The organism is Sphingomonas sp. Mn802worker, assembly GCF_000382485.1.
In the GTDB taxonomy this organism is placed as follows: Bacteria; Pseudomonadota; Alphaproteobacteria; order Sphingomonadales; family Sphingomonadaceae; genus Sphingomonas.
This window is the reverse complement of sequence record NZ_AORY01000011.1, coordinates 139,035-153,016: the sequence shown is the minus strand read 5'-3', so window position 1 is coordinate 153,016 and position 13,982 is coordinate 139,035. Positions and strand designations below refer to the sequence as shown.

General features: G+C 66.2%; 13 protein-coding genes and 1 tRNA gene. 6 read left to right on the top strand and 8 right to left on the bottom strand.

The annotated features are described in order from the left end of the window. Window positions 1-218 precede the first annotated feature (218 nt). Together SMN802W_RS0109440 and SMN802W_RS0109435 are read right to left on the bottom strand one after the other, a co-directional pair. Window positions 219-1,001, bottom strand: coding sequence for an SDR family NAD(P)-dependent oxidoreductase (locus SMN802W_RS0109440; RefSeq protein WP_019516660.1), 783 nt, complete (start codon window positions 999-1,001; stop codon window positions 219-221). 15 nt (window positions 1,002-1,016) lie between these two features. Beyond that, the gene (locus SMN802W_RS0109435) at window positions 1,017-2,198 is read right to left on the bottom strand and encodes an acetyl-CoA C-acetyltransferase (protein ID WP_026325956.1); all 1,182 of its coding nucleotides are present in this window, start codon (window positions 2,196-2,198) and stop codon (window positions 1,017-1,019) included. A gap of 76 nt (window positions 2,199-2,274) precedes the next feature. Here SMN802W_RS0109435 and SMN802W_RS0109430 point away from each other — a divergent pair, with 76 nt between their 5' ends. The 3 genes from SMN802W_RS0109430 (at window position 2,275) to SMN802W_RS0109420 (ending at window position 5,464) form a co-directional block, all read left to right on the top strand. Further along, window positions 2,275-2,940 (top strand): nitroreductase, encoded by a 666-nt coding sequence (locus SMN802W_RS0109430; RefSeq protein ID WP_026325955.1) that lies wholly within the window; start codon window positions 2,275-2,277, stop codon window positions 2,938-2,940. A 78-nt stretch (window positions 2,941-3,018) separates the two neighbouring features. Then, the gene (locus tag SMN802W_RS0109425) at window positions 3,019-4,089 is read left to right on the top strand and encodes a polysaccharide pyruvyl transferase family protein (protein WP_238560169.1); all 1,071 of its coding nucleotides are present in this window, start codon (window positions 3,019-3,021) and stop codon (window positions 4,087-4,089) included. Next, on the top strand, window positions 4,082-5,464 hold the full coding sequence (locus tag SMN802W_RS0109420; protein WP_019516656.1) for a Coenzyme F420 hydrogenase/dehydrogenase, beta subunit C-terminal domain: 1,383 nt from the start codon (window positions 4,082-4,084) through the stop codon (window positions 5,462-5,464). Before SMN802W_RS0109425 ends, SMN802W_RS0109420 begins: the two co-directional genes overlap by 8 nt. 77 nt (window positions 5,465-5,541) lie before the next feature. Here the strand turns inward: SMN802W_RS0109420 and SMN802W_RS17600 are convergent, their stop codons facing one another. The 4 genes from SMN802W_RS17600 to SMN802W_RS0109400 form a co-directional block, all read right to left on the bottom strand. Beyond that, complete coding sequence (locus SMN802W_RS17600; RefSeq protein WP_156818807.1) at window positions 5,542-6,048, bottom strand: hypothetical protein; 507 nt, start codon at window positions 6,046-6,048, stop codon at window positions 5,542-5,544. 256 nt (window positions 6,049-6,304) lie between these two features. After that, window positions 6,305-6,381, bottom strand: a tRNA-Arg gene (locus SMN802W_RS0109410). 141 nt (window positions 6,382-6,522) lie between these two features. Next, window positions 6,523-6,729, bottom strand: coding sequence for a DUF2945 domain-containing protein (locus SMN802W_RS0109405; RefSeq protein WP_019516654.1), 207 nt, complete (start codon window positions 6,727-6,729; stop codon window positions 6,523-6,525). 104 nt (window positions 6,730-6,833) lie between these two features. Further along, window positions 6,834-9,857 carry a TonB-dependent receptor gene (locus SMN802W_RS0109400; protein ID WP_019516653.1) on the bottom strand — a complete coding sequence of 1,008 codons (3,024 nt, stop codon included), beginning with the start codon at window positions 9,855-9,857 and terminating at the stop codon, window positions 6,834-6,836. Window positions 9,858-10,064: 207 nt separating this feature from the next. On the opposite strand from SMN802W_RS0109400, the gene folE reads away from it, so the two are divergent. From folE to SMN802W_RS0109385, 3 genes are read left to right on the top strand one after another with little or no spacing between them, the layout of a single operon-like run. After that, window positions 10,065-10,691: a GTP cyclohydrolase I FolE gene (gene folE, locus SMN802W_RS0109395; protein WP_026325953.1), complete on the top strand. Its 627-nt coding sequence runs from the start codon at window positions 10,065-10,067 to the stop codon at window positions 10,689-10,691. Next, window positions 10,688-11,416 carry an SDR family oxidoreductase gene (locus tag SMN802W_RS0109390; protein WP_019516651.1) on the top strand — a complete coding sequence of 243 codons (729 nt, stop codon included), beginning with the start codon at window positions 10,688-10,690 and terminating at the stop codon, window positions 11,414-11,416. Before folE ends, SMN802W_RS0109390 begins: the two co-directional genes overlap by 4 nt. Continuing rightward, window positions 11,409-11,762, top strand: coding sequence for a dihydroneopterin aldolase (locus SMN802W_RS0109385; RefSeq protein ID WP_019516650.1), 354 nt, complete (start codon window positions 11,409-11,411; stop codon window positions 11,760-11,762). Before SMN802W_RS0109390 ends, SMN802W_RS0109385 begins: the two co-directional genes overlap by 8 nt. Window positions 11,763-11,765: 3 nt before the next feature. Here SMN802W_RS0109385 and SMN802W_RS0109380 read toward each other — a convergent pair whose 3' ends face one another. After that, the gene (locus SMN802W_RS0109380) at window positions 11,766-12,668 is read right to left on the bottom strand and encodes an acyl-CoA thioesterase (RefSeq protein WP_019516649.1); all 903 of its coding nucleotides are present in this window, start codon (window positions 12,666-12,668) and stop codon (window positions 11,766-11,768) included. A gap of 70 nt (window positions 12,669-12,738) precedes the next feature. Next, complete coding sequence (locus SMN802W_RS0109375; RefSeq protein ID WP_019516648.1) at window positions 12,739-13,866, bottom strand: acyl-CoA dehydrogenase family protein; 1,128 nt, start codon at window positions 13,864-13,866, stop codon at window positions 12,739-12,741. Window positions 13,867-13,982 lie beyond the last annotated feature (116 nt).

The window sequence follows — 13,982 nt, the reverse complement described above, 5'->3', positions numbered from 1 at the left end:
CTGCCAGCTCGACCTTGAGTGGGGGCTCGTTTCCTAGGCGATTTCGCGTCGGGAGCAGTCGGCGGGCAGCGGGCGAGTGATTATCGCGCGGGATCACTTCGGGGCGGCCGACGCGGGAGTTAATCCCGCGTCGTCGGACGGGGCGGCGGTGCCGAGCCGCCGGCCGGCCTTGCGCGTGGGCGGCTTAGGCTATGCCTATGCCGGTCCCGCGCTGCGGCTCACCGCGGCGCCATTCGTATACCCCCGTCCAGCCTCACGTCCTCGCCGTTGAAATAACCGTTCTCGATCATCGTCAATGCGAGGCTGGCATATTCGGGCGGGTTGCCGAGCCGCTTGGGGAAGGGGACGGAGGCGGACAGCGCCTCCTTCACGTTCTGCGGCGCGGCGGCGAGGAGGGGCGTGTTGAAGATGCCGGGCAGGATCGTGTTGACGCGGATCGCCTCGCCCATCAGGTCGCGCGCGATCGGCAGCGTCATGCCGACGACGCCGCCTTTCGACGCCGAATAGGCCGCCTGCCCGATCTGCCCGTCTTCGGCAGCGACGCTGGCGGTGTTGATGATGACGCCGCGATCGCCGTCCGCGGTCGGATCGAGCGACAGCATCCCCGCCGCCGACTTGGCAATACAGCGGAAGGTGCCGACGAGGTTGATCTGAATGATCGCGTTGAATGCGTCGAGCGGGAAGTGCTTGATCGAGCCGTCTTCCTTTGACCGGCTGGCGGTCTTGATCGCGTTGCCGGTACCCGCGCAATTGACGAGGATGCGTTCCTGACCGATCGCGGCGCGGGCGCGCTCGAAGCCGGCGTCGACCGATGCCTCGTCGGTCACGTTGACCTTGCAGAACACGCCGCCGAGCTCGTGCGCGACTGTCTCGCCTTTCGTCTCGTTCAGGTCGAACAGCGCGACCTTGACGCCCTTTGCCGCCAGCGCACGCGCGGTCGCTTCGCCCAGGCCCGAGGCACCGCCGGTGATGACCGCGGACACGGTGTTGTCGAGTTTCATGATGTCCCTTTCCGGTCAGGCCGCGTCGACGCGTTCGATAATGGTGACGTTGGCGACGCCGCCGCCTTCGCACATCGTCTGCAAGCCGTAGCGGCCGCCGCGGCGCTTCAATTCGTGCACCAGCGTCGCCATCAGCTTGGTGCCCGACGCGCCGAGCGGATGGCCGAGCGCGATCGCGCCGCCGTTGACGTTGAGCTTGTCAGGATCGGCGCCGGTGTGCTTGAGCCACGCCATCGGCACCGGCGCGAATGCCTCGTTCACCTCGTACAGATCGATGTCGGCGATGCTCAGCCCGGCGCGCGACAACGCCTTGTCGGTGGCGAACAGCGGTTCCTCAAGCATCACGACGGGATCGCCCGCGGTCACGGTCAAGTTGACGATGCGCGCAAGCGGTTTGAGCCCGTATTTCTCGACCGCTTCGGCGCTGGCGATCAGCACCGCCGACGCGCCGTCGCAGATCTGGCTGGCGGAAGCCGCGGTCAGCACGCCGCCGTCCGATAATAGCTTGACCCCGGCCATGCTCTCCGCGCTGGCGTCGCGGCGAATGCCTTCGTCGGCCCGGTGCGCGGCGCTGCCCTCGGGCGTGTCGATGTCGACCGGCACGATCTCGTCGTTGAAGCGCCCGGCGTCGGCTGCAGCGACCGCTTTCTGGTGCGAGCGGAGCGAGAAGGCGTCGGTGTCCTCGCGCGTGAAACCGTACTTCTTCGCCATCATCTCCGCGCCGGTGAACTGGCTGAAGCGGACGCCGGGGTATTTCTCCTCAAGCCCGGGCGACTTGTTGTTGCCCATCCCGGCCTCGTCGAACAGCTTGTAGGTCGAGCCCATCGGCACGCGCGTCATGCTCTCGACGCCTGCTGCGATCACGACGTCCTGCGTGCCCGACATTACCGCCTGCGCGGCGAACTGGATCGCCTGCTGCGACGAACCGCACTGCCGGTCGATCGTCACCGCCGGTGTCGATTGCGGCAGCTTCTTCGACGCGAGCACCGCATTGCGGCCGACCTGTCCGGCCTGCTCGCCGCCCTGGCTGACGCAACCCATAACGACGTCGTCGACCGCCTCAGGCGGTATGCCGCTTCGCTCGACCAAGGCGTCGAGCACGTAGGCGGCGAGATCGACCGGGTGGACGCCCGCCAGCTTCCCGCCGCGCCGCCCGCCTGCGGTGCGAACCGCGTCGACGATATATGCCTCGGCCACTTCCTTCTCCATAACAGTTGTTATCTTGGGCTTGATCGCGCAAATTCAGGCGGACGGCAAGAGTGGAGCGGGCGAGATGGATGTGACACAGGCAGTCGCGGCGCGTCGATCGGTGCGCGGCTTCCTCGATCGTGCGATCGACGTGGCAACGCTCAAGGATCTGGCGGTCAAGGCGGCGCGTGCGGCGACCGGGGGCAACATCCAGCCGTGGCACGTCGATATCGTGCATGGCGAGTCGATGCGATCGCTCAAGCAGGTCATGGCGGGAAAGACCGAGCGACGCGAGCGCGAGACGCCGGGCTATGACGTCTATCCCAAGGAAATGGACGACCTGTACCGCGCCCGCACCTTCGCGATCGGCGAGGAGATGTACGGTCGGCTCGGCATTCCGCGCGAGGACAAGCGCGCGCGTGCGATCTGGTTCGCGCGCAATTTCCAGTTCTTCGGCGCGCCCGCGGCCTATTTCGTCACGGTCGATCGGCGGATGGGGCCGCCGCAATGGTCGGACCTGGGCATGTACCTGCAGAATCTGATGCTGCTCGCAGTCGAGCAGGGGCTTGCGACCTGCCCGCAGGAATGCTGGGCGATGTTCCCGCAGACCGTCGAGGCGTTTCTCACGACACCGGCGGAGCGGATGCTCTTCTGCGGTGTCGCGATCGGCTATGAGGACCCCGACGATCCCGCCAACCTGACCCGCTCCGCCCGCGCGCCGGAAGAGGAATGGCTGACGGTCAAGGGTTGAGCAACGCGGGAGAAAAATTGATCCACATCAACACCGGGTCGGTTGGAACGGGTCGGCGTTGCTGTCATGAGGGCGGCAATGGCTTCTCCCTTGCGCGTCGGCGTTCTCACCTTTCATCGTTGTATCAATTACGGTTCCTACTGGCAGGCACGCTGTCTGGTGGAGGGACTGCGCGGGCGCGGGCATGATGCGGTGCTGCTCGACCATCACGACGACGACGTGGCGCGTGCCGAGTGGCGTTGCGCGTTCCAGCCGAGCCTGCCGCTACGTTCTCGGGCTGACGACTTGCCGCGCTACAAGGCGAAGGGACGCAAGTTCCTCGCCGCGTTCGACGCGCTGCCGCAGAGCGAGCGCTTCCGGCTCGACCAACCCGAGGCGTTGGAAGGGTTTGACGCGGTCGTGGTCGGCAGCGACGAGGTGTGGAATTTCCGCCATCCCTGGTACGGTGGCAAACCGATCTTCTTCGGGGAAGGCGTTGGCGCGCCGCGGCTCGTCTCCTACGCCGCGAGCTTCGGCAACCATGATGCCGTTGACGGGATCGCGCCCGAGTGGGTCGCGCGTCTGGCGCGGTTCACCGCGATCTCGGTGCGCGACGAGAATGCGCGGCGGCTGGTGATCGAGGCGTTGGGCGAGGAGCCGGCGATGGTGCTCGACCCGTGCCTGCAATTCCCGGATGTCGCGCGCGTTGCGCCGACCGTGGCCGAGCGGCGCTATGCGTTGGTCTACGGCCATATCTTCCCCGATTGGTTGCAGGTGCAGGTGACGGCGTGGAGCAAGCGCAGCGGCGTCGAGCTGGTCAGCGTCGGCTATCGCAATGACTGGGTTGAACGGCACCTGATCGAGGCGGGCCCGATCGAATTCGCGAGTCTGATGGCCGGGGCAAGCGCGGTGGTGACCAATTTCTTCCACGGCTGCGTTTTCGCGCTGACGGGCAACAAGCCGTTCGTGACATCGCCGAGCGAATATCGCTTCAACAAGGTGCGCGACCTGACCAACGCGCTGGACGCGCGCGAGCATGTCGTGACGGCTGACAGCGACGCGGGGGTGTTCGACCGATTGCTGGGGACGCCGCCTGCGGCCCGCATCGGCGATGCGATCGACGCGCTGCGGGTACAATCGGGCGCGTTTCTGGACTCCGCGCTTGGGTGAGGCGCCCGCGCTTGCGCCGCGCGACATCGTGCGATCGGGGCTGTGCGTCGGCTGCGGCGGCTGCGCGGCGGATCAGCCGGGCGCGGGTATGGCGTGGGATGCGTTCGGGCAGTTAAAGCCCGAGGGGCCGGCGAACTGGTACGCCGCGCCGACGACGACCTTTGCTGCACGCTGCCCGTTCTCGCCGACCGCCGCGAACGAGGATGTGATCGCGGCCGAGCGCCTGCCGGATGCGCCGCATGTCGACGGGCGGATCGGCCGCTACGAGCATGCCTGGGTCGGGCATGTGGCGAAGGACACGTTCCGAAGTGACGGCAGCTCGGGCGGGATGGTCAGCTGGGTCGCGAACGAGCTGCTGCGCACCGGCCGCGTCGATGCCGTGGCGCATGTAGTCGCGACCGATCCGGTCGGTGAGGATGCGCGCTTCTTCCGTTACCGCCTGTCGCGCACCCGTGCGGAGATCGCCGAGGGTGCGAAGTCGCGCTACTATCCGATCGACCTCACCGAAGTGATCCGCGCGATCCGGGCGACGCCGGGCCGCTACGCCGTGGTCGGGGTGCCGTGCTTCATCAAGGCCATCCAGCTGCTCCGCCGCAGCGATCCGGTGATCGCCGAACGCGTGACGCACATGCTGGGGCTGTTCTGCGGCCATATGAAGAGCGCGCGGCTGGTCGAGAGCTTCGCCTGGCAGCTGGATACGGCCATCGATCAGGTGCGCGGCGTCGATTACCGCATCAAGGACGAAGGGCGGCCGGCGAACTGGTACCGAGCGCACCTCACGCTCGCCGATGGGAGTGCACGGGCGCAGGATTGGTGGCACCTGGCGGATGGCGACTGGGGCGCGGGGTTCTTCCAGAATTCGGCCTGCAACATGTGCGACGATGTGGTCGCGGAAACCGCGGACATCGCGTTTGGCGATGCCTGGGTCGAGCCATATTCCTCCGATGGGCGCGGCAGCAACGTCGCGGTGGTGCGCTCGCCCGAACTGGCGGCGATGGTTGCGGAGGCGGTAGCGGACGGGCGGCTGGCGCTCACCGAGGTGGATGCAGACTATATCGTCGGCACGCAGGCGGCAGGGTTCCGACATCGTCGCGAAGGGCTCGCCTATCGGCTGACCTGGTGGCGACGCGGCGTGCGGCCGGTGAAGCGCGTCGCGCCGGGTACGGGCACGCTGACGCGCCGGCGACGGTTGGTCTATCGCACGCGCGCGGTAGTCGCGTGGTGGAGCCATCGCTTGTTCTGGCTTGGGCGCCGGACGGGCTGGCACGCGCTGTACCTACGGCCCGCCAAGGCGGCGCTTGGTTTCTATCAGGCGCTGGCGTGGTCGCACGGGAAGCTTGGCGCGTGGTTTGATCGGGTGGAGAAGCGCGGCTGAGGATCGTGCGGGTGCGCGATGCAGCACCGTGGGTGCTCTTGGAGTGTAGGATGGTGCCGCGCAGGCGATAACTGGGATCAGCCGCCGAGCGCGGTTGAGATGTGGCTGAACGGCACCGTCAGCACAAGATAAAGCTGTGATGCCAGCATATAGGCGCCGCCGCCGGTTGCGAGCGTGATCGCTGCATATTGCAGCAGAGACGCGATCCGGCGGCTGCGTTCCGCCTGTTCGGCGGGTGAGCGCGGCGGGGTCGAGCGGGCGGCTTGCGCGGAGCGCGCGTGGTGGCGTCGGTCACCCGTGCCAGTCTCTGTCGGACGATGCAGCAATCGTGCTTCGTTGATCAACGCGTGCACGTCGACGGGATCCTGAGTCGCGACCCCAACACGACCGCTGCGCACCCATGTCACCCGGCCGATAATCGTCAGCGTTCCCCGCCGTATTTGCAGATACTTGCCGGTTTTCAACGACATCGGTGAGGAGATGATGATCGTTTTGCTGCCAATGTCGTGAATGCAGGCATTGTCCCACAATGCATCCACATTGATACGGCAAGGCACGAGAACGGCTGTATTCTTCGCTGTCATTCCGTCCTCCCTACTGGGATATACGTCAGCAACGGTTCTGTTTCTATCTGCTGATATTTACAAGACTTGGAAGTCGGCAAGTGGTTAATCTGGGCTCGGACAAGTTACGACGGCACAATCATATATTTGCGCCGCGCGAAGAGATGATGCTGCCATAGGTAGCGTAGCCGGGACGACGTGCGTGGGGTGCTCCCAAACAGCACCTTGTCGCTACGTTGCTGGTTGGACCGCACTTGCGCAACCAAGCTTGTGAAGCTGGTGCCCCCGGCGAGATTCGAACTCACGGCCTGCGGTTTAGGAAACCGTCGCTCTATCCGGCTGAGCTACGGGGGCGCCGCTGCTGCGTATCGCGCGAGCGCGGGTTAATCAATCCGCATGAGAGAGGCCGGTGCGCTCGCGCCGACCGGCGGATGACATCGGGTCGCTCGGCTGCCACGACGTGGCCGTGCGCAGCCGGATGACCCGATCGTATGTTCAGGCTTTCTTCAGTGCCTCGGGCTTGTGCGCAGCCTTTGCGCCGCTGTCGGTCTTGACGATGTATTGCGGATCGTCCTTCGATGCCTTGACCGTGTGGCTCTTGATCTTGGTGTCGCTGGTCTGCTTCTTCTCGACCGTGCCGTGCGCCTCGCCGCCGTGCGACTTCCACGTCACCTCGTCACCCTTGTGCAAATCCTTTGCCATATGCCTTCTCCTTTGATTTAGATCAGTGCGCGATCAATCGGCGGCGGCGGCAAAGGTTGCGCAGGCGGCGCGTCCGACATCGGGACGCGCAGCCCGTGTGAGGGTCAGAACTTGAATCCGGCGGCGACGCCGTAGCGACGCGGCTCGATCGTGAAGATGTTGGTGTACAGGCCCGATGACTGATCGGTGACGTAGAGGCCGGTTGTCGCGTTGTTCTTGGTCAGATTGGAGACGAAGCCGCGGACGTAGAAGCGATCGTCAGGCGCGTTCAGCTGGATCTGCGCGTTGACGACCTCGTAGCCGGGCAGGCGATCGATCGGGTTCTTGTTGAAGACCGTGCCCCAGGCATTGCCGGTGTAGTTGAGGTCGACGCGCGGCACGAGCGTGAAGCCGCTGTCGGCGAAGTCGATCGTGTATTGCGCGCCGATCGACCATTTGTAGGTCGGCGCATTGGGCAGCTGGTTGCCGCGAATGTTCGTCTCAACGCCCGAGCCGAGCACCTGGATGCCGCCGAACGCTGCGCCGACCGCCGCCGCCTGCGCGGTGAGCGCGGAGCAGATGCTGAACGCGCCGGTGGTGTTGGTGCCGGGCACCGCCACCGTGCCTTGCAGCAGGTTGGCGTTGCCGAAGGACGCGCCGATCCCGCGGTTGATCGTGTTGACGAAAGCGTTCGCGCCCGCCGCGTTGCCCGCGGTCGTCGGCACCACCGCGCAGTTCGCCGCGGTGGTGATGTCCTTGATGATGACCGCGTCGGAGCGCCCGCCGGACGGATCGCGCGGGTTGGCGAGGAAGCGATCGTCGGCGACCTTGGTCTTCAGGTAGCTGGCGTTCGCGTTGACGACGAAGCGCGGGATCGGGCTGATCACCGCCTCGGCCTCGACGCCGTAGATGTCGGCGTTGACGTTGTCGTTGACCGAGGTACGCGCGACGATGCGCGACAGCTGCAGGTTCTTGTACTTGTAGTAGAAGCCGGTCAGATTGAGACGAAAGGCACCGCCGCCGAACGTGTTCTTCGACCCGATTTCATAGGCGTCGACGCTTTCCGGCGCGAAGGCGGTCGGGACCGAGAAGACCGGCGACAGCGGCGGGTTGATGCCGCCCGACTTGTAGCCGCGCGAATAGGATGCGTAGAGCAGATTGTCGGGCGTGATCTTGTAGTCGAACACCGCACGACCCGTCACGCGTGAGAAGTTGACGCTATCCTCCGCATAGGGCTGCACTCCGGCGCGGGTGGCGTCGTAATCGTACTGGCCGCCGTCCATGGTCGGGAAGGCGCTGGTCGTACCGATGGGAACCAGCACGGGCAGGCCCGGCACGGCGTTGTCGACCAGCAGCGAGGTGCGCGCGCGGACGAACTTGTCGTCGTGATTGTAGCGCAGGCCCAGCGTCAGCTTGGCGCGGTCGTTGAACTCGAAGTAGGTCTCGCCGAAGATGCCGTAGCTTTTCAGGCGGAACAGCGGCGTGCTGTTGCGGTAATAAGGCGTCGCCGCAAACGAAGTGCCCCCCGACCGGCCCGCCCCGATCAGGCCCGAGGCATAATCAAGCCCGAAAGCGCTGACGTAATAATCGTTGCTCTGCTTGCTGTCGAAATAGATGCCGCCGAGCAGGAAGTTGAACATGCCGTCGAACTTGCTGTCGATGTGCGCCTCTGCGCTATATTGCCGTGCCTTGTTGTAGGAACGGTCGACGTCGAGCGCGGTGGCGGCGCACACGCCCGCGCCGCCGTAGACGCCCGAGTTGTTGGCGTCGGGCAGCGATTGGCACAAGGTAGCGGGGCCGTTGGGAATCAGCGTTTGGCGCACGCCGTTCAGCACCGCACCGGGTGCGCCCGGGCGGCCGATCAGATTGAGCAGGTTGAGCCCGGCATTGTTCGCATAGCTGTTCTCGACCGCCAGCGTATAATCGGTCGTCGAATCGACCTTGTTCTCCATATAGCCGCCGGTGAAGTTGAAGCTGACCTTCCCGAAATCGTGAAAGATCTTGGCGGTATATTGCTGTTCCTCGGCGAAATAGGTCGGCTCGGCATCGATGCTGACGCGGCGGACGTCGGTCGGGTTGGTCGCGCCGGAGAAGGCGTCGGGCGTCTGGTACACGCTGCCGAGCGCGAAAGGCGCGAGCGCGCCGGCACCCGATACGGCCAGGAACTCGCGGCTGGTGAAGATCGAGGCGAGCGACGAATTGCCGTTGGTGATCCCGTTCGCCAGCCGATCGGGCGCGCAGCCTAGAATGCCGGTCGCGTCGCGATTGCACAGCTGTTTCTGGATACGGCTACGGTCGTCCTTCTCGTGGAAATAATAAGCGATCAGGTCGACGCGGGTGTCGGGGCTCGGCTCCCACGACAGCGTGCCGCGAACCGAGTAGAGGTCGCGCCCGTCGATGCGGTTGCCGGTATATTCGTTATACGTGTAGCCGTCGCGGTTGAGGTAGGTGCCCGCGACTCGGATGCCGAGCGTGTCGGAGAACGGCAGGTTCAACATCGCGCGGACGCGCTTCGAATCGTAATTGCCGTACTCGAACTCGCCTGCGGCGTGGATGCCCGACAGGTCGGGTTTCGCGGTGATGAAATTGACCACGCCCGAGGTCGCGTTGCGGCCGAACAGCGTGCCCTGCGGGCCGCGCAGCACCTCGACGCGTTCGAGGTCGAAGAATTCGCTCTCGAACAGGCGGGTGGCGAGCAGCGGCATGTCGTTGACGTGAATCGCGGTCGCGCTGTCGCAGGTCGTGCCGGTGCACAGGTCGCCGACGCCGCGGATCGTGAAGCTGGACGAGGTGAAGTTCGTCTTGGTGAAGGTGATGTTGGGCAGCGATTGCTGCAGCGCGACCGGGTTGACGATCTGCTGCTTTTCCAGATTGTCGGCGGTGAAGGCGGTCACCGCGATCGGCACGTCCTGCAACCGCTGCGACTGGCGTTGCGCGGTGACGACGATGTCGGGGCCGTAACCCTGATTGGTGGTGCTGGTCTGGCTGCTTGGCTGCGTGTCGGTCGGGGTGGAGGAGGGTGCCTCCTGTCCCGGACCGTTCGTTGGTGCGGTATTCTGCGATGAGGTGGTCGCTCCGGTCTGCGCATGGGCGGGAAACGAGGTCACGAGCGCGAGCGCCGACGCGGCGAGCAGGTGGAACTTCTTCATGGCATCCCCTCCTGGGAACCGTCCCCGCTCTATGGCGATGTGACGGCGTTTCGATGAACCGGTATGGAGGAAGCGCCGAAAATCGAGCGTCGTCAAACGAAATTATTGCTGCATGTTACGCGGCGCCCGAACGTGGCCGAAAAGAGACAGTTGTCGAATGACGCGGGCTTTCTGCTACGAGACGTGCCGGAAGGACGTTTGACCGAGATGACGACGATCGAGAGTGGCGAGCCGGAGGACGGCGACCTGGTGGCACCCGACGGCAAGCTGCCCGTCCCAGACCATGTGGCAGCGGCGATCCGCACGCTGATCGAATGGGCCGGCGACGATCCCGCGCGAGAGGGCTTGGTCGATACGCCTAGGCGCGTGGCGCGGGCGTGGAAGGAATATTGCAGCGGGTACGGCGAGGATCCAGGCGTCCATCTGGCGCGCGTGTTCGAGGAGGTCGGCGGCTATGACGAGATCGTGCTGCTGAAGGACATTCCTTTCCAGTCGCATTGCGAACACCATATGGCGCCGATCATCGGGCGCGCGCACATCGCCTACCTACCCAAGGACCACGTCGTCGGCATCTCCAAGCTGGCGCGCGTGCTGCACGGCTTCGCGCGGCGTTTGCAGGTGCAGGAGCGGCTGACCGCCGAGGTCGCCGACTGCATCTGGAACGGGCTCCATCCGCAAGGCGTCGCGGTGGTGATCGAGGCGAGCCACGCCTGCATGACCGCGCGCGGCGTGCGCACGCCGGGGGTCGCGATGGTGACGAGCCGGATGATGGGCGTGTTCCGCGACGACGAGCGCAGCCGCAAGGAAGTGCTCGCACTGATGGGGCTGGGTTGAGGGTTCTCGTCACAGGCGGGGCGAAGCGGCTGGGTGCCGCCATCGCGCGCGCTGTCGCAGGTGCGGGTCACGAGGTGGTGATCCATTACGGCAGTTCGCGGGCGGAGGCGGAGGCGTTGGCAGACGAGCTTGGTGGCAGCGCGGTCGGCGGCGATCTGACGGACACGGCGGCGCTGCCTGACCTGTTCGCGCGCGCCGCGGGAGCGGGGCCGATCGACGGGCTGGTCAACAGCGCATCGGTGTTCGAGTATGACGCGGCGAACGCGATCGATCCGGTGCTTGCCGCGCGATTGTATGCGGTCAACTGTCTGGCGCCTGCGACACTGACCGCGGCACTGGCGGCGCAGGGACGCGAGGGCACGGTGGTGAATCTGCTCGATCAGAAGCTCGCCAATCCGAACCCCGACTTCTTCTCCTACACGCTGAGCAAATACGCGCTTGAGGGGGCGACGACGATGCTGGCGCAGGCGTTCGCGCCGCGGGTGCGCGTCAATGCGGTCGCGCCCGGCCTGACGCTGCCGAGCGGCGACCAGAGCGACGCCGAGTTCGAGAAGGTCGCCAGCCGCAACCTGTTGCAGCATCCGGTCGGTGCGCGGCGGGTTGCGGAGGCGGTGCTCTTCCTGCTCGGCGCGCAGAGCACGACCGGGCAGACCCTGTTCGTCGACGCGGGCCAGCGTTTCCTCGCGCGCGACAGCGACGTGATGTTCGAGGGCGGCGATGCCTGATTATGCGGTGATCCTCGACGATTTGGACGTGGCGATGCGGCTAGGCATCCACCCGCATGAGGCGACGCCGCAGCGCGTGCGGCTGTCGGTGCACCTCCATGTCCGCTATGCAGCCGCGCCGAGTGCGGACCGGATCGAGGAAGTCCTCGACTACGACTTCGTGCGCGACGGGGTGCACGCGCTGGCGGCGGGGCCGGGCTTCGCGTTGCAGGAAACGCTGGTCGAGGCGGTGGCGGCGCTCTGCCTGTCCGACCAGCGTGTCCGCGAGGTGCGCGTGCGCTCCACCAAGCTCGACATCTACCCCGACGCGACCGTCGGGTGCGAGATCGTCCGCACGCGCGACTGAGCGTCAGTCGCTGCTTGGCTTCGGCTCGCGCATGCGGATCAGCCCTTCCTGCGCGACGCTGGCGACCAGCCGCCCATCCTGCGCGAAGATCTGCCCACGGTTGAATCCGCGCGCGTGGCCTGCCCAGGTGCTGTCGCAGGCGTAGAGCAGCCATTCGTCGGCGCGAAAAGGTTCGTGCAGCCATAGCGCATGGTCGAGGCTCGCGCTCTGCAAGCCGGGGGAAGTCCAGTTGATCCCGTGCGGCAGCATCGAGGTGCCGAGCAGCGCCATGTCGCTGGCATAGGCGAGCACCGCGCGGTGGACCGCGGCGTCGTCGCCAATGGGCGAGCAGATGCGGAACCAGCTGTGCTGCACCGGGTCGGTCGGCTGCGGCTTGAACCATTTGCGCGGGTAGACGGGGCGTATCTCGATCGGGCGCGGGCGGGTCAGATTGGCGCGGAAGCGTTCGTCGACATGGACGCTCTCGCGCGCGCGGATCACTGCCTCGCTCTCCAGCGTCTCGGGCCCGGGCACGTCGGGCATCTGGGCCTGATGGTGGTAGCCTTCCTCCGGCAGCTGGAACGAGGCGGCCATGTTGAGGATCGGCTGCCCGCGCTGCATCGCGATGACGCGGCGGGTGGCGAAGCTGCGTCCTTCGAAATCGCGTACGACGCGGTAGATGATGGGATGCCGTTCGTCGCCGGCGCGCATGAAATAGGCATGAAGCGAGTGCGCGGTCTTGGGCGCGTCGGTCGAGCGCTGCGCTGCCTGCAACGCCTGCGCGATCACCTGTCCGCCGAACACGCGCCCGACCCCGCCGCGCGAGCGACGCCCGCGGTAGAGGTCGGTGTCGATTTCCTCGACGTCGAGCAGGTCCACCAGATCGGCGGCGAGTTCGGTCGGGGGAGGGGGCGCTTGGTCGGTCATCGTCTCACTCAGATAATCGGACCCAACAAGCGCACCCGGCCTGCGCGGGCAAGTCGTTTCGTGGGGCGCGTCAGTAGCCTGATGCGCGCGCGAGTTGGTCGGCGTGGAAGTTGGCGTCGCCGAACATCTCGGCCAGCACGCGACCCCGCTTCATGTAGAAGCCGATGTCGTACTCGTCGGTCATACCAATGCCACCGTGCATCTGCACGCCCTCCTGCACCGCCAGGGTGGTGGCGATGCCGGTCATCGCCTTGGCGACCGAGACGGCGGCGTCAGCGTGGTGGTCGCCCAGATCGAGCAATTGCTGCGCCTTCAACACCGCGGCGCGCGCGACCTCCATTTCCGCGTACAGGTGCGCTGCGCGGTGCTGAAGCGCCTGGTAGCTGCCGATCAGCGTGCCGAACTGCTTGCGTTCCTTGAGGTAGCCGAGCGTCATGTCCATCGCACCGCCGCCGACGCCCAGCATTTCCGCCGCTGCACCGGTGCGGCCCGCGCGCAGCAGCCGGCCGAGCGGGTCGCGGCCCGCGTCAACCTCGCCGATCACCGCGTCGGCGTCGACTTCCACCCCGTCGAACTGAATACGTGCGGCGAGGCTCGCGTCGGTCAGCCGCTCCGGATTCGCCGAAAGGTTCGCGGCGTCCCCAGGCACCGCGAACAGCGTCACGCCCTGTTCGTCCTCGGCCGAGCCTGCGGTGCGCGCGGCGACGATCAGCAGGTCGGCGACGTGGCCGTGCGTCACGAACTGCTTGGCACCGGTCAGCCTGAACCCGTTGCCCGAGCGCTCGGCCTTCATGCCGACGGCGTGGCGGTGCTTTGCGCCCTCGTCGATTGCGAGGCCGACGACCGTGTCGCCCGCGATGATGCCGGGGAACCAGCGTTCGGCCTGCGCGCTGCCTTTGAGCGCTTCGACCGCCGCCACCGCGGTCGAGAGGAAGGGCGACGGCGACAGGTTGCGCCCGATCTCCTCAAGCACCACGCCCGCCTCGATATGGCCAAGCCCGAGCCCACTCTGGTCCTCACCGATCAGCATGCCGGTGAAGCCCATCTCGGCGAACTGCTTCCACAGGTGGCGGCTGAATCCGGTCTTGTCATCCCCGTCGCGAAGTGCGCGCATGTGGCTGACGGGGGCATGTTCGGCGACGAAATCCTTCGCGGTGTCGCGCAGCATCGTCTGTTCGTCATTCAGGAAAAGCGGCATTGATCTACTCCCTCTCCCCGGTGGGGAGAGGGCCGGAGTGAGGGGTAGCCTCGCACTCCGGCCCAAATTGATGTTGTCGGATGGGGTGACCCGTCCTTCGACCCTCCCCGCAGGGG